Below are 14632 nucleotides of genomic sequence, written 5' to 3' on the forward strand. Positions count from 1 at the left end.
TGCGGGTCTTTCAACCCGATATCGCGTCTCGCCGGTTCAGATATTTACCTGTGTTCCGATTTCCACGACGCGGCCGGTCGGAATCTGGAAATATTCCGTGGCATCGCTGGCGGTGCGCGCCAGCGCGATGAACAGGCGGTCCTGCCAATGTGGCATTTCCGAACGGGCCGATGCTTTCAGCGAGCGGCGCGACAGGAAGAAGGACGTGGTCATGATGTCGAACTTCCAGCCCTGCTTGCGGCAGATCGCCAATGTGCGCGGAATGTTCGGGCGCTCCATATAGCCGAAGGTCAGCGTGACGCGCATGAACAGGTCGTTGATCGGCTCGATCTTGACCCGCTCGCTCTTCTTGACCAGCGGCGACGGCGCGGTGATGACCGTCAGGATCACATTGTTCTGGTGCAGCACCTTGTAATGTTTCAGACTGTGCATCAGGGCTGTCGGGGTGCTCTTGGGATCGCCCGTCAGGAACACGGCGGTTCCCGGCACCAGCGGCGGCGGGTTCTGCGCCATCTTCTTCGAGATCAGATCGAGCGGCACCTCGCCCTTGCGGGTCTTTTCGAACAGCTGACGGCTGCCGCGGACCCAGGTGAACATCACCAGGATGATGAGGAATGCCACCACGAGGGAAGCCCAGCCGCCATCGACAACCTTGATCAGGTTGGCGCTGACGAATGTCAGGTCAACGATGATGAAGCCGACGGTCAGGCTGACGGCCACCCAGAGGCGCCACTTCCAGATGCGGCTCATGACGATGAACAGCAGGATCGTCGTCACCAGCATGTTGCCGGTCACGGCAATGCCGTAGGCCGAGGCCAGGTTGGTCGAGCGCTCGAAGCCAAGGACGAGCAGGACAACCACGAGGCCGAGCAGCATGTTGACCCGCGGCAGGTAAACCTGGCCGGACTGCTTCTCGGAGGTGTGTTCGATGTTGAGGCGCGGCAGAAGATTGAGCTGCACCGCCTGGCGCGACAGCGAATAGGCGCCCGAGATAACCGCCTGACTGGCGATGACGGTGGCGGCCGTGGCCAGAAGCACCATCGGCAGCAATGCCCAATGCGGGAACATTTCGAAGAATGGGTTTTTGGCCGACTCGCCATGCGCCAGAATGAAGGCGCCCTGACCGAAATAGTTCAGGAGCAGACAGGGGAAGACGACCCAGACCCAGGCCGTGGCAATCGGCTTGCGGCCGAAATGGCCGAGATCCGCATAGAGCGCTTCCGCACCGGTCACCGCCAGGAACACCGTGCCGATGGTCGGGAACGCCGTTGCCGGGTTCTCGAGGATGTAATCCACCGCGTAATACGGGTTGGCGGCGGCAAAAATGCTGATGTCGTCGAACAGGTGCCATGCGCCGAAAAAGCCGATGGCCAGAAACCACAACAGGGTGATCGGGCCGAAAATCGTGGCAACGCGCGCCGTCCCGAAACGCTGGACGGAAAACAGCGTCAGCAGGATGACCAGCGTGATGGGCACCACGAAGGGTTCCAGCGACGGAGTGACGATCTCCAGACCTTCGACCGCCGACAGCACCGAAATGGCCGGAGTGATCACCGCATCGCCGTAAAACAGCGACGCACCGACGATGCCGAGACCGAGAATGAGCTGTGGCCGGGATTTGAAACTCGACCGCGCCAGCGCCATCAGCGACAGGATACCGCCCTCGCCGTCATTGTCGGCGCGCAGCACGAAAAAAACATATTTGATGGTGACGATCAGGGTCAGCGCCCAGAAGATCATGGAGACAACACCGAGAATATCGGTCCTGCTGAGGACTCCATCGAGCGATGCAGCGTGAAGCGCTTCGCGGAAGGCGTAGATCGGGCTTGTCCCGATGTCGCCATAGACAACGCCGAGGGCGCCTAGCACAAGAACCGGAAATGCTTCTTTGTGATGCGGTTCCGGTTCATAGGCGGCGGTACCGTTTAAACAGTTCTCGTCGCCAACTTGCTGGTCACTCATACAGGTTTTCCCTCGCTCCGACAGCGTGGGCGGACGAGTTAGTCGTGTTGCACCGCAATATCAATCGCCATTTTAACATAGCTGTCATCCCACGTTATGCAAAAACGCATGGCAACGCAAATCCTGCACGCGAATCAACGCACTAGACTTGAAGCGCATTCATGAATCTTTCCACAGCCCGCGACATACCGTGCGTCAAAGCATCGGCTGTCAGCCCGTGACCAATGGAAACCTCCACCAGATTTGGCACTCTTTTGACCAGAGCAGGCAGATTGGCGACCGTCAGATCATGCCCGGCATTGACGGCAACACCCGCCTTCGCCGCCGCTTCCGCGGTCTTCGCCAGCCTGTCCAGCTCCAGCGCCTCGCGGCGCGGATCGTCATGCGCGCCGCCATAGGGGCCGGTATAGAGTTCGACACGATCTGCCCCGAGCGCCTTGGCGAGCGCCGGTGCAGCCGGGTCGGCATCGATGAACAGGGATACCCGCGCCGACTGGTGTTTCAGCTGCCGGATGATCGGCGCCAGGAAATCGCCGTCCTTCGTCAGGTCCCAGCCGTGATCGGAGGTGGCCTGCGCCGGATCGTCCGGCACCAGCGTGACCTGCTCAGGCTCGTTCTTGGCGACGAGATCGAGAAACTGTGCCGTCGGATACCCTTCGATGTTGAATTCGGCCTGCGGAAACTCGTCATCGATCAGAGCACGGATCTCCGCCAGGTCGGAGAAGCGGATATGCCGCTCGTCCGGACGCGGATGCACGGTCAGGCCCGCAGCACCGCCGGCCAAGGCCACGCGGCCAAGCCCGATCACACTGGGCCAGGGCAGGTCGCGGCGATTGCGCAACATGGCGATTGCATTGAGGTTCACGGAAAGGGAAGCTGTCATGCTGAAGTCCAATGTTTTTTCTTGTCCTGATCTTTACAGCAGAAAACGAACATTAAACATTGGAATCTGGCCCGACCCGAAAGATGTTCGCAGGCCGGCCCCTCGCCTCGCAAGTTCTTGCCCGCAAAGAGTACGGTTTCATGAACCCATCCGATTTTTCCTCGCCGGTTTTTGCCCAATGGCGCGCGCATGCCGCTTCCGACTGGTCCGCCTATGTCGACCACGCCTTTGTGCGCGGCCTCGGCGACGGCTCCCTGCCCCAAACGGCTTTTCTGCACTATCTCGTCCAGGATTACATCTTTCTGTTCCACTTCTCGCGGGCCTGGGGCATGGCTGTCCTGAAGGCGGAAAGCCATGAGGAACTGGAGCTGGCATCGGCAACGGTCCATGCACTGGTCAACCATGAAATGCCGCTGCATATCGAGATATGCGCGAAGGCCGGGATTCCGCGCGAGACGCTGCTGCAGACCGACGAGGAACCGGAGAACCTCTCCTATACCCGCTACGTCATCGATGCCGGATTGTCGGGTGACTTCCTTGATCTCATTGCGGCTCTTGCACCCTGCGTCATGGGTTATGGCGAAATCGGCGCGCGCCTTGCAACCACCGCATCGGCAGGCAATCCCTATCAACCGTGGATTGATACCTATGCGGGCCAAGACTATCAGGAGGCCTGTCACGCGGTCGGACGGCTCATCGAAAGCAGTGTCCATGCCCGGCTCGGCCCGTCACCGCAAACGTCCGGGCGCTGGGAGACGCTCAACCGCCGTTTCCGTGTGGCGACACGGCTGGAAGCCGGGTTCTGGTCGATGGGGCTGCGCGGCGCTTGATCAATAGATGGGCAAATGTGAAGGCGCTGCCTCAGGGCTGGTGGCGCAGCAGGGAGGATGTGCCTGCGGCGAAGCCCATTTTCTCGTAGAACGGGATGAGGCGATCCGGGCAGTAAAGCTCGAAGCTTGCCATGGACTGGAGCTTCTCATGGCCTTTGATGCGCTCCATGATCTTTTGCCCCAATCCTGTCCCGCGGAATTTTTCATCAACAATCACGTCGAAGATCATGGCCTTGTAGACATAGTCGGTCAGAACGCGGGCAAAACCCACCAGCTTGCCCTCAGCGCAGCAACCGATGACAATGTCGCAGTGATCCAGCATGCGCACGACATCGTCGAACTGCCGGTTCTTGGTCCACCATTCATTCCGGTAGAGTGCGTGAAGCTCCTGCCGATGGGGGCCTTCTATCCGGTCGATCCACTGCAAATCCATATTCGCCCCTCCCGGCAGACAAGACCTTAGCGCACCACCGTCAGCCGTTCGGCCGCGCGGGTGATGGCCGTGTAGAGCCAGCGGTCGCGCGTATCGCGGAAAGCAAAGCTCTCATCGAACAGCACGACTTCGTTCCACTGCGAGCCCTGCGCCTTGTGGGTCGTCAGCGCGTAGCCATAGTCGAAATCGTCGTAGCGCTTCTTGGTCTGCCACGGAATTTCCGTATCGGGATCCTCGAACTGCGCCTTGAGCAGCTTGATCTTGGCCACGCCCCTGCCCGGCTCTTCATCCTCCGGCGCCACCAGCAGGTTGATGCCGGGTTTGACCGTCTCCCGCGACGAGGTCATAACCTTCCACAGCGAGCCGTTGAGCAGCCCCTTGGCCGGATCGTTGCGCAGGCACACCAGCTTGTCGCCCGCCTGCGGAAAGGAAGCGGAAAAACCTTTGAGCTCGCGCAGGCGCTGATTGTAGCGGCGGCGGGTGCGGTTCGTACCCACCAGCACCTGATCGGCGCCGAGCACCAGATCCTGCGTCACCTCGTTCTTGGAGATGACCTTGGCAGCACCGAAATCGCCATAGCCGAACTCGCGTCCCTCGCGCACGTCGAGCGCCAGGCGCAGGATCGGGTTGTCGCGCGCCTGCCGGTGGATTTCGCTGAGCAGGAAATCCGGCTCGTGTTCGGTGAAGAAGCCGCCGCCGGATATGGGCGGCAGCTGGCCGGGGTCGCCCAGCACCAGAATGGGCGTGCCGAAGCTCATGAGATCGCGGCCGAGCTGTTCGTCCACCATCGAGCACTCGTCGACGACGATCAGCTTGGCCTTGGCAACCGGGCTTTGCCGGTTGAGCGAGAAAGTCGGGGCGATGCTGGTCTTGCCGGTGGTTTCATCCTCGACCGCCTCTTCGCCGCGCGGGCGATAGATCAGCGAATGCAGCGTCCGCGCATTGGCAGCGCCCTTCGAGCGCAGGACCTGCGCGGCCTTGCCGGTGAAAGCGGCGAACTGCACGTCGCCGTCAATATGCTCGGCGAAATAGCGGGCCAGCGTCGTCTTGCCGGTACCGGCATAGCCGAAAAGCCGAAAAAGCGGGCTGCGCCCGTCTTTCAGCCATTTGGAAACGGCGCTGAGCGCCTCATCCTGTTGTGGTGATAATTGCATGGCCCTGACTGACAGGATTCGCCCGCAAAGGGCAAGGAAAATGGGTGAATGCTGTCTTATACTATAGATTATCCGGGTTTCCCGGCCGGATTTTGCCCGTTCCGGAATAACCGGTTTCCGTGTCGGTCATGCGGAATTCGTCACCCTTCACCTGCAGACGCCAGCAGACCTTCTGCTCCTCGCCCTCGTAGAGCAGGCAGAGCGTGTCGTTCTCCAGCGTCCACTCGCCCGCATAGGCCATGCCGTTGGTCAGCACCTTGTCCGGCTTGCAGCATTCGATCAGCTTGCCGCGCGATTTGCCGTCTGTACCCAGAAACTCGGTGAAGTTGAACGGCGGCTGCGCCTTGACTTCGCCGGTGATGGTCGCGCCGGTCAAGAGCTTGCGCAGGTCCTGTTCGGTGGTTGCGGGCCAGGGCGCGTCCTGCGCCCGGACAGGCGCGGAAAAACTGGCCGCTGCCGCAAGCATCCATGCAATCGCTGCGCGGCGGACCGTCAAAGCTCCATGCATCTCAAGACCTTTCCGGATCATTTTCCAGCCTGATCGGCTGGCCGTGCGGGGTTGCGTGGGCCGCACGTTGCCATGAAGCGGCGAGATCATCAACATCCGTCGACTTTGCCACGTTCTTGGCCGCAACGAGGGTTTCCAGTGCCGCGACCCAGCGATGGTAGTAATCACTGCCATCCTCAAGCGCACCGGGCCGTTTCAGTTCGGTGGAGAGCGCCTGTGCCCACTCATCCCAGCCGAACAGTCCCCGGCTGTGCAGGGCCAGCACCATGGCGAAGGCTTCCGCCTGCCACGGCTCGGCAAAAACCGGCGCATCGATCCCGTCGCCCAGTCCTTGCGAATGCGCGATCAGCTCACGCAGGCTCAAGATAGCTCTCCCAGGCGTCGATGCTGACAGTCAGGGTCGGATCGGCGCCCTCGCCCCAGATCTCCGCCGCCGTGAACACGACGGTGTAGACATATTGCGGGTGCTCGCCTTGCCCATGCGCATTGGTGTCCGGGAAGACGAAGCCCTCGCGCACGGCTTCCACCATGCCGGTTTTCCCGCGGGCGTAACGCGGCAGCCGCGTGTGCGTCTGCGGGTTGAAATTGCGGGTTCGGATGCGGTTCCCCGCCTGGAAACGCGGCGCCTGTCCGACCGGACGGTCGCAGGGGCCGCCCTTCGCCAGAACGGCGGCAACATTCTCCGCTCGCAGGACGCGCTTGGGCTCAGCTCCCCTGCCAAGGGAGTGCCCCTTTGCCAACTCCGCATCGGTCACGAAACCATGGCGCTTCAGCAGCACTTCCAGCGCCTTGGTCCAGATTTCGTAATAGCTGGAGGAATAATAGTCGGCGGGATGCAGGCTTTCGCGCGCGTGGCGGCTTTCGTCGATGTTCCAGTGCCCCATGGCTCCGGCGGCGAGCGTCAGACCCAGCGCCCGCTTTTCCCACGCCGCATGGAAATAGGGCTCGTCCTTCTCCGGATTGACCGGGCCGAAACCCATCTGCCCGCCAAGATCCTGCGGCCCGTTCATGCCACCTCCGGCACACGGGCGAGCCCCGTGCCGATCATCGAATCGCGCGTCACCAGCGTCGCCAGCTTTTCCTCGCTCCAGCCATCGGTGCCTTCCGGGCGCAGCGGTATGATCAGATAGCGCAGCTCGGCGGTCGAATCCCACACGCGGATCTGCGTGGTATCGGGCAGAACCAGATCAAACTCCGCCAGCACACCGCGCGGATCGATGACGGCACGCGAGCGGTAAGGCGGCGACTTGTACCAGACGGGCGGCAAGCCGAGCACCGACCATGGGTAGCAGGAACACAGCGTGCACACGACGAGATTGTGGGTTTCCGGCGTATTGAACACCGCCTGCATGTGCTCGCCCTGCCGGCCGGTATAGCTTAGCGACGCGATGGCTGCGGTTGCATCGCGTCTCAACCAGGCATTGAATTCCGGATCGACCCACGCCTTGGCCACAACCTTCGCACCGTTGCGGGGGCCGACTTTGGTCTCATAGGTCTCGACAATGGCATGGATCGCCTCGGGATCGACAAGACCTTTTTCAGTCAGGATCGTTTCGAGTGCCCGCACCCGTGCGGCCATGGGATCGAGTTCATTGTCGTGGTGGTGATCGTGATCATGGGACATGGTGGAAACTTATGCGCCTCCCGCATTTCGTGCAAGATCAGCGCAGCATCGGCCAGAGACTGGCGACAAGCAAGGCCGCCATGCTGATATTGAACCATTTCAGCCGCGCCGGATCCGACAGCCAGCCGCGCATGAACTGGCCGAAGGCCGCCCAGCTCGATACCGAGGGCACGTTGACCAGGGCGAAGGCGATGCCGACAATCAGCACCGTGACGAGATAGGCCTGCGGCGCGGTATAGGTCGCCATCGCCGTCACCGCCATCACCCAGGCCTTGGGGTTGACCCACTGGAAGGCTGCAGCCTCAAGGAACGTCATGGGGCGGGCATTGCCATCGACCGTGCCGAGCGAGCGCGACGTCGCGATCTTGTAGGCGAGATAGACCAGATAGGCGCCGCCGGCGAATTTGAGGATCGTGTAGACCAGCGGAATGGTCTGGATCAGGGCGCCCAGGCCAAGACCGACGCCGATCAGCAGCGAAAAGAAGCCGCTACCGATGCCCAGCATATGCGGAATGGTGCGCCGGAAGCCGAAATTCACCCCGGACGCGAGCAGCATCAGATTGTTGGGTCCCGGCGTGATCGACGTGACGAAGGCAAAAACGAGGAGCGTGAAAAAGATTTCGAGCGACATGACAAACCGGATCTGATGCGTGGGGAAGATTTAAGCTTCGGGTTCATGTCGCTCAATCGCAATCTTGTCAGGGATACAATTGCGTATCCCTGAGTCCGATTGCCGCTGAAGCCTACATGCCCTGCGGGCCGCGGTTCATGGCGGCGACACCGGTCCGGCAGATCTCGACGAGACCGAGCGGCTTCATGATGGCGATGAACTGGTCGAGCTTCGACCCTTTGCCGGTGATTTCGAAGATGAAATGTTCCGTCGTGGCATCCGCCACCTTGGCGTGGAAGGCATCGGCAAGACGCAGCGCCTCGTTGCGGTTCTCGCCGAGCCCCGCCACCTTGACCAGCGCGAGCTCGCGCTGGATCGGCTTTTCATTGCCAAGCTCGTCGGCGCGCACCGACAGATCGACCACCCGGTGCACCGGCACGATGCGCTCCAGCTGGTGGCGGATCTGGTCGAGCACATGCGGGGTGCCGCGCGTCACGATGGTGATGCGCGACAGGTGCTGCTCGTGCTCGGTTTCCGAGACGGTCAGGCTTTCAATGTTGTAGCCGCGGCCGGAAAACAGGCCGATCACCCGCGCAAGGACGCCGGGTTCGTTGTCAACGAGAACCGATAGCACCGTGGTGATCGGTAGCTCCGTCTCCTTGGCAATGAAATATGCCGAGCCGGAGGCTAGATTTTGAGCGTTCATTACAGTGTTTCCTCTCCGGTTTCTTAAACGAGCTGTCGTCCCTTGGCATCGATGGCATTGGCAACGGCTTCATCCGTCGCTTCGTCAGGCAGGAGCATTTCATTATGCGCCTTCCCCGACGGAATCATCGGGAAGCAGTTTGCCAGATTGGCCACGCGGCAATCGAACAGAACCGGTTTCTTCACGTCGATCATTTCCTGAATGGCATCGTCGAGATCGCCCGGCTTTTCACAGCGGATGCCATGGCCGCCATAGGCTTCCGCCAGCTTGACGAAATCGGGCAAGGCCTCCGTATAGGAGTGCGACAGGCGGTTGCCATGCAGCAATTGCTGCCACTGGCGCACCATGCCCATATACTGGTTGTTCAGGATGAAGATCTTGATCGGCGCTTCGTACTGCACCGCCGCGCTCATTTCCTGCATGGTCATCTGCACCGAGGCATCGCCGGCAATGTCTATGACCAGCGAATTGGGATGGGCAATCTGCACGCCCAATGCCGCCGGCAGGCCGTAACCCATGGTGCCGAGGCCGCCGGAGGTCATCCAGCGGTTGGGCTTTTCAAAACCATAGAACTGTGCCGCCCACATCTGGTGCTGGCCGACTTCCGTCGTGATGAAGGTGTCGCGATCCTTGGTCAGCGCATAGAGCCGCTCCAAGGCATATTGCGGCATGATCACGTCCTTGTTGCGCGTATAGGACAGGGACTTGCGCGACCGCCATTTGTCGATCTGCGCCCACCATTCGCCGATCGCCTTCTTTTCAGGCTTTTCGGACGAAGCGCGCCACAGCCGGACCATGTCTTCCAAAACCCGGCCAACGTCGCCAACCACGGGAATGTCGACGCGAACCGCCTTGTTGATCGAGGACGGGTCGATATCGATGTGGATTTTCTTCGAGTTGGGCGAGAAGCCATTGAGGCGCCCGGTGATGCGGTCGTCGAAGCGCGCACCGATGCAGACCATGACGTCGCAATCATGCATCGTCATGTTGGCCTCGTAGGTGCCGTGCATGCCCAGCATGCCCAGCCAGTTCTTGCCCGATGCCGGATAGGCGCCGAGGCCCATCAGGGTCGAGGTGATCGGGAAATTGGTCAGCTCCACCAGTTCGCGCAGCAGATGGCTGGCCTGCGGGCCGGAGTTGATGACACCGCCGCCGGAATAGATGACCGGACGCTTGGCCGTCGCCATCAGGGCAACAGCCTGCTTGATCGCCTCGATATCGCCCTCGACCTTCGGCCGGTAGCTGGTGCGCGGCGCAGTTTCCGGCGGCGTATAGAAGCCGGTGGCGAACTGCACGTCCTTCGGCACGTCGACGAGAACCGGGCCCGGACGGCCCGTGCGCGCCACGTGGAAGGCTTCGTGCAGGATGCGCGCGAGATCGTTGACGTCCTTCACCAGCCAGTTGTGCTTGGTGCAGGGACGCGTGATGCCGATCGTATCGCATTCCTGAAACGCATCCGAGCCGATGAGCGTGGTCGGAACCTGGCCGCTGATGCAGACCAGCGGGATGGAGTCCATCAAGGCATCCTGCAGCGGCGTCACCGCATTGGTCGCACCGGGGCCGGATGTGACCAGCATCACGCCGACCTTGCCGGTGGAACGGGCATAGCCCTCCGCCGCGTGACCGGCGCCCTGCTCATGGCGAACCAGCACGTGATTGATCTTGTCCTGCTGATGCAGCTCGTCATAAATGGGAAGGACCGCACCACCCGGATATCCGAAAATATCCGTCACGCCCTGATCGATGAGTGCCTGAATGACCATTTCGGCACCGGTCATCTCCCGTCGTTGCGATGTGTGGTTGTCACTATCCTGCTTGTCTGCGGTCATCGATCTCTTCCCGTGTATTCTGCGGCTCTCGGCCTTCCAGAAGGTGTTTTCGTTTAGCGTAAGGTTTGGAAATAAAAAAGGCCCCCGAAGGAGCCTGTGTTTCGCGCATGGGAGCTTCCGCCGGGTGCTTACAACACCCTGCCCATGCGCGGTCCCACGACGATAAGAACTGTTTTCATGGTCGCGGACGATAATTAAGCAAATTCTATCCGTCAACGGCAAAATTCAGGAAATTGAAATGTTCGCAAACAAAGCAATGCTTTGGCGCAACATCCTTCAAATGTGAAATGCATCGCTAAGATATTCTCAATGCCTTGCGCTTAAGGTTCAATCCCGTTGCCAAGTCCCAGGATTGACCACGACCCATGAGCGCCGAAGCCCTGCCCTCTGCACAACAAAGACCGATGGTCCGCAACCGGACCGATGGGCACGTCATCGAGTGCAACGGCGACAAGGCCATTATCCACGCCAAGACCGGCCCGTCGATCACGGCATCGGACGACTACTGGTCTGTCGGCCAGCTTATCTCCATTCAGGTTGCCGACAGCCGCGTGGTCGGTCTTGTCTACAAGGTTGAGCTGCCTAAAGCCGAATGGCAGCAGGATGTCGATCAAAGCATCCATATCCATGTGGAACTCGTCGGCCAGGTGGACGCGCATATCGACGGCAAATTGCGCTTCTCCTCGGGCATCACCACCTATCCGCATATGGGCGCCATCGCCCATCGCATCCGCGCCGCCGATCTGGCCACCATCTACACCACGTCGCTGAAGAACACGGTTTCCATCGGCCACCTCTCGCAGAATGCCGATATTCCGGCGCTGATCTCGGTCGACAGCCTGATCTCCCGCCATTTCGCCGTGCTGGGCAGCACGGGCGTCGGCAAATCCAGCGCCGTAACCCTGCTTTTGCGCAAAATCATTTCGCAGCGTCCCGATCTGCGTATCCTCATTCTTGATCCGCATAACGAATTTGCCAGCGCGTTTCCCGATCTCGCCATCTCCATCGACTACAGCACCTTCGACCTGCCGTACTGGATGTTCAAGCTGGAGGAATTCGGCGAAGCCGTGTTCCGCGGACGCCCGCAAATCGCGGCTGAAATCGATATTCTGCGCGATCTCATTCCGCTCGCCAAAGAACGTTTTGCCAATATTGAAGCGGCCGCCACGTCGTCCCTCCTCAGGAAAGAACGTGACTTTGCCTCGATGACCGCCGATACGCCGACGCCTTACCGGATGGCGGATCTGATCAAGCTGCTGGAGGAACGCATCGGCCAGCTCGACGGCAAGACGGACCGGCCGACGATGAAGGCGCTGCGCTACCGCCTGCAGGCACTGGTCGCCGACCCGCGCTACCGCTTCATGTTCTCGGCCCCGGCAACGCTCGATACGATGCGCCAGACCGTCGGCCACATTTTCCGCGTGCCGAAAAACGACCGGCCCATCTGCGTGTTCCAGCTGGCGGGTTTGCCGTCGGAAGTGGTGAACTCCGTCGCCTCGGTTCTCTGCCGCATGGCTTTTGACCTCGCTGTTTCCAGCGATGGCAATGTGCAGACGCTTGTCGTGTGCGAGGAAGCACACCGCTATATCCCCGCCGATACCAGCGCCGGGTTCTGGCCGACGCGCCAGGCCATTGCACGCATCGCCAAGGAAGGCCGCAAATACGGCGTCTATCTCTCCGTCATCACCCAGCGTCCGGGCGAGCTCGACCCGACGATCCTCTCCCAGTGCAGCACAGTTTTCGCCATGCGGCTCGGCAATGAGCGCGACCAGGAAATCGTCCGCGGCGCCATCAGTGGCGCGTCGCAAAGCGCCGTCGGCTTCCTGTCGTCGATCGCCAACCGCGAGGCGATCGCCTTCGGTGAGGCCGTGCCGACGCCCATGCGCATGATGTTCGAAACAATTGCGCCGGAACATCTGCCCGCCGCGCATATGACGCAGCAGCAGGAAGCCGTGCGCAGCGGTGACAGCCACGTGTCGCTCGACATGATTCTCAACCGGATGCGCCAGCTCAATGCGGCCGACAGCACCACGACCGAACACGCATCGGCCGGTTTTCAGGCCCCGGAAAAACCGGCGATGGTCCAGCGCCCCGCGGCACCCATCCCGCCGGAACCGGTCCGGAGCCAGTGGCGCGCGGCCGAATCCGCCCCGATCATCGAAGAGCCGCGCAAACCGGCGCGATCGGAGACAGACGGTTTCCGCGCCAGCGATCTCATTCGCAGCTTCCGCACCGACAAGACTTAAGGGGCGGGATAGGCGATCCGCTCCCAGTCGTCGCCGAGCTGGTTGCGGAACCAGGTCATTTGCCGCTTGGCATATTGCCGCGTCGCAATGGCCGACAGCTCGGCTGCCTGTGCAGGCGTGATCGTGCCTGCCAGCATCCTGGTGATTTCACCGACCCCGATGGCTCGCATGGCGGGCAGATCGGAGGACAGTCCGAGCGCCAGCAGGGCTTTGACCTCCTCGACCGCTCCCTTTTCCAGCATGATTGCAAACCGCAGCGCGATCCGTTCGCCAAGCCAGGCCCGGTCCGGGTCGATGATGATCTTGCGGGCCGAGGCCGCATCGATCAAAGGCGTGCCGGTTTGCTTCTGCCAATCGATGATCGACCGTCCCGATGCATCGATCACTTCCAGCGCCCGCACGACGCGCTGGCTGTCGGTCGGGCGCAGCGCCGCGGCGGCCTGCGGGTCTTTTTCGCTCAAAATGGCGTGCAGTTGCTGCGCTCCGACCTGCGCGTCCTGCGCGCGCCAATAGGCCCGCACATCATCGGGTATATCAGGCATGGCCGAGAGGCCGCCGAGCAGTGCGCGGAAATAAAGCCCGGTGCCGCCGACAAAAATCAGCGGGCGGTCACCCGCAGCTTCGGTTTTCAGCAAATGTTCGACATCGGCGAACCAGCGGCCGGTCGAATAGGCCTCGGACGGCGGGACATGGCCATAGAGGCAATGCGGCGCTTGCAGAAGATCATCCGGCCCCGGCCGTGCGGTGAGCACATCGAGCACGCCGTAGACCTGCATGGAATCGGTATTGACGATCCAGCCGCCGGTCTCCTCGGCATAGCGCAGCGCCAATGCCGACTTGCCGCTTGCCGTCGGTCCGGCTATCAGGATTGTCTGTCTTCTCGTCACACCAATCGTCCAATCGGGAAATGCTCATGCCCTTGATGGCCACGCTTATCGCCAATCCGGCTTCACCCCGTCTCAGCGCATCGCTCGGGATTAAAGCCTCAGCGGCACTCAATGCAACAGGACTTTACTGGCTGGCCGACGGAATTGCCTGCGATCTCGCCCTGCGCACAGGCTCGGACCCGGTGGAGGCCCATGCGGAACTGGCGCGGATCGTCGATGGCGAGCCCATCGACATCGTCGTGCAGGAACAGGATACACGGCGCAAGAAAATCCTGATCGCCGACATGGATTCCACCATGATCCAGCAGGAATGCATCGACGAACTGGCCGAAGAGGCTGGCCTGCGCGACAAGGTGGCGGCCATCACCGCCCGCGCCATGAACGGCGAGATCGCCTTCGAGCCCGCCCTGCGTGAACGGGTGGCACTGCTCAAGGGCCTGCCCTATTCCGTCATCGACAAGGTCATCGCCAGCCGCATCACCCTCATGCCCGGCGGACCGGAACTTGTCCGCACCATGAGGAAACACGGGGCCTATACGGCGCTGGTTTCAGGCGGCTTTACCGTCTTCACCCAACGCATCGCCGCCATGATCGGCTTTCACGAGAACAGCGCCAATACGCTCATCGACAATGGTGAGACGCTCACCGGCGAAGTCACCGAACCCATCCTCGGCCGCGAAGCCAAGGTCGCTGCGCTCCTGTCCATCTGCGAACGCTTCAATCTTGCGCCGGACGAGGCTCTTGCCGTCGGCGACGGCGCCAATGATCTCGGCATGCTGCAGCTTGCCGGCACAGGTGTCGCATTGCACGCCAAGCCGTCGGTCGCGGCGCAGGCAAAGGTCCGGGTGGATCATGGCGATCTCACCGCGCTGCTCTACATCCAGGGCTATCGCAAGACCGACTTTGTCGTCTGACAGCGCCGGAAACAAAAAAGGCGGCCATTGGCCGCCTTTTTGCTGA

15 protein-coding genes are annotated in these 14632 nt (G+C 61.3%); 3 read left to right on the forward strand and 12 right to left on the reverse strand.

Features of this window, described 5'->3' with window-relative positions:
- Positions 1–36: 36 nt before the first annotated feature.
- Together ACZ5FP_RS15600 and ACZ5FP_RS15605 are read right to left on the reverse strand one after the other, a co-directional pair.
- Positions 37–1962: a potassium transporter Kup gene (locus ACZ5FP_RS15600; RefSeq protein ID WP_464661197.1), complete on the reverse strand. Its 1926-nt coding sequence runs from the start codon at positions 1960–1962 to the stop codon at positions 37–39.
- A gap of 142 nt (positions 1963–2104) precedes the next feature.
- The gene (locus ACZ5FP_RS15605; RefSeq protein ID WP_464661198.1) at positions 2105–2845 is read right to left on the reverse strand and encodes a pyridoxine 5'-phosphate synthase; all 741 of its coding nucleotides are present in this window, start codon (positions 2843–2845) and stop codon (positions 2105–2107) included.
- A gap of 140 nt (positions 2846–2985) precedes the next feature.
- On the opposite strand from ACZ5FP_RS15605, the gene ACZ5FP_RS15610 reads away from it, so the two are divergent.
- Positions 2986–3675, forward strand: a complete 690-nt coding sequence (locus ACZ5FP_RS15610; RefSeq protein ID WP_464661199.1) for a TenA family protein — start codon at positions 2986–2988, stop codon at positions 3673–3675.
- Positions 3676–3706: 31 nt separating this feature from the next.
- Here the strand turns inward: ACZ5FP_RS15610 and ACZ5FP_RS15615 are convergent, their stop codons facing one another.
- From ACZ5FP_RS15615 to ACZ5FP_RS15655, 9 genes are all read right to left on the reverse strand, one after another.
- Positions 3707–4108, reverse strand: coding sequence for a GNAT family N-acetyltransferase (locus tag ACZ5FP_RS15615; RefSeq protein WP_346306961.1), 402 nt, complete (start codon positions 4106–4108; stop codon positions 3707–3709).
- Between the two features lie 26 nt (positions 4109–4134).
- Entirely contained in the window at positions 4135–5262 is a 1128-nt protein-coding gene (locus ACZ5FP_RS15620; protein ID WP_403176746.1) for an ATP-dependent DNA helicase, read from the reverse strand.
- A 61-nt stretch (positions 5263–5323) separates the two neighbouring features.
- On the reverse strand, positions 5324–5791 hold the full coding sequence (locus tag ACZ5FP_RS15625) for a hypothetical protein (protein WP_464661200.1): 468 nt from the start codon (positions 5789–5791) through the stop codon (positions 5324–5326).
- A complete protein-coding gene (locus tag ACZ5FP_RS15630; protein ID WP_464661201.1) occupies positions 5772–6134 on the reverse strand; it encodes a nitrile hydratase accessory protein in 363 nt (120 codons plus the stop codon). Before ACZ5FP_RS15630 ends, ACZ5FP_RS15625 begins: the two co-directional genes overlap by 20 nt.
- A complete protein-coding gene (gene nthB, locus ACZ5FP_RS15635) occupies positions 6121–6780 on the reverse strand; it encodes a nitrile hydratase subunit beta (RefSeq protein ID WP_464661202.1) in 660 nt (219 codons plus the stop codon). The genes ACZ5FP_RS15630 and nthB overlap by 14 nt, the downstream gene beginning before the upstream one ends.
- Positions 6777–7394: a nitrile hydratase subunit alpha gene (gene nthA / locus ACZ5FP_RS15640; RefSeq protein ID WP_464661203.1), complete on the reverse strand. Its 618-nt coding sequence runs from the start codon at positions 7392–7394 to the stop codon at positions 6777–6779. The genes nthB and nthA overlap by 4 nt, the downstream gene beginning before the upstream one ends.
- 37 nt (positions 7395–7431) lie before the next feature.
- Positions 7432–8025: a LysE family translocator gene (locus ACZ5FP_RS15645; RefSeq protein WP_346306955.1), complete on the reverse strand. Its 594-nt coding sequence runs from the start codon at positions 8023–8025 to the stop codon at positions 7432–7434.
- Between the two features lie 112 nt (positions 8026–8137).
- A complete protein-coding gene (gene ilvN / locus ACZ5FP_RS15650) occupies positions 8138–8710 on the reverse strand; it encodes an acetolactate synthase small subunit (RefSeq protein WP_346306954.1) in 573 nt (190 codons plus the stop codon).
- A gap of 23 nt (positions 8711–8733) precedes the next feature.
- Entirely contained in the window at positions 8734–10539 is a 1806-nt protein-coding gene (locus ACZ5FP_RS15655; RefSeq protein WP_463012125.1) for an acetolactate synthase 3 large subunit, read from the reverse strand.
- 365 nt (positions 10540–10904) lie between these two features.
- Here ACZ5FP_RS15655 and ACZ5FP_RS15660 point away from each other — a divergent pair, with 365 nt between their 5' ends.
- A complete protein-coding gene (locus ACZ5FP_RS15660; RefSeq protein ID WP_464661204.1) occupies positions 10905–12785 on the forward strand; it encodes an ATP-binding protein in 1881 nt (626 codons plus the stop codon).
- On the opposite strand, the gene miaA is transcribed toward ACZ5FP_RS15660, so the two are convergent.
- Positions 12782–13678 carry a tRNA (adenosine(37)-N6)-dimethylallyltransferase MiaA gene (gene miaA / locus ACZ5FP_RS15665; RefSeq protein ID WP_464663314.1) on the reverse strand — a complete coding sequence of 299 codons (897 nt, stop codon included), beginning with the start codon at positions 13676–13678 and terminating at the stop codon, positions 12782–12784. The genes ACZ5FP_RS15660 and miaA overlap by 4 nt on opposite strands.
- A 20-nt stretch (positions 13679–13698) precedes the next feature.
- Between miaA and serB the strand changes: the two genes are divergently transcribed.
- The gene (serB, locus tag ACZ5FP_RS15670; protein ID WP_464661205.1) at positions 13699–14586 is read left to right on the forward strand and encodes a phosphoserine phosphatase SerB; all 888 of its coding nucleotides are present in this window, start codon (positions 13699–13701) and stop codon (positions 14584–14586) included.
- Positions 14587–14632 lie beyond the last annotated feature (46 nt).

This window comes from Phyllobacterium sp. T2-21 (genome assembly GCF_055378485.1).

Coding starts and splice junctions, on each gene's coding strand:
- ACZ5FP_RS15600 (WP_464661197.1), bottom strand. CDS start 1,962: ATGAGTGACCAGCAAGTTGGCGACGAGAACTGTTTAAACGGTACCGCC.
- ACZ5FP_RS15605 (WP_464661198.1), bottom strand. CDS start 2,845: ATGACAGCTTCCCTTTCCGTGAACCTCAATGCAATCGCCATGTTGCGC.
- ACZ5FP_RS15610 (WP_464661199.1), top strand. CDS start 2,986: ATGAACCCATCCGATTTTTCCTCGCCGGTTTTTGCCCAATGGCGCGCG.
- ACZ5FP_RS15615 (WP_346306961.1), bottom strand. CDS start 4,108: ATGGATTTGCAGTGGATCGACCGGATAGAAGGCCCCCATCGGCAGGAG.
- ACZ5FP_RS15620 (WP_403176746.1), bottom strand. CDS start 5,262: ATGCAATTATCACCACAACAGGATGAGGCGCTCAGCGCCGTTTCCAAA.
- ACZ5FP_RS15625 (WP_464661200.1), bottom strand. CDS start 5,791: ATGATCCGGAAAGGTCTTGAGATGCATGGAGCTTTGACGGTCCGCCGC.
- nthB (WP_464661202.1), bottom strand. CDS start 6,780: ATGAACGGGCCGCAGGATCTTGGCGGGCAGATGGGTTTCGGCCCGGTC.
- nthA (WP_464661203.1), bottom strand. CDS start 7,394: ATGTCCCATGATCACGATCACCACCACGACAATGAACTCGATCCCATG.
- ACZ5FP_RS15645 (WP_346306955.1), bottom strand. CDS start 8,025: ATGTCGCTCGAAATCTTTTTCACGCTCCTCGTTTTTGCCTTCGTCACG.
- ilvN (WP_346306954.1), bottom strand. CDS start 8,710: ATGAACGCTCAAAATCTAGCCTCCGGCTCGGCATATTTCATTGCCAAG.
- ACZ5FP_RS15655 (WP_463012125.1), bottom strand. CDS start 10,539: ATGACCGCAGACAAGCAGGATAGTGACAACCACACATCGCAACGACGG.
- ACZ5FP_RS15660 (WP_464661204.1), top strand. CDS start 10,905: ATGAGCGCCGAAGCCCTGCCCTCTGCACAACAAAGACCGATGGTCCGC.
- serB (WP_464661205.1), top strand. CDS start 13,699: ATGCCCTTGATGGCCACGCTTATCGCCAATCCGGCTTCACCCCGTCTC.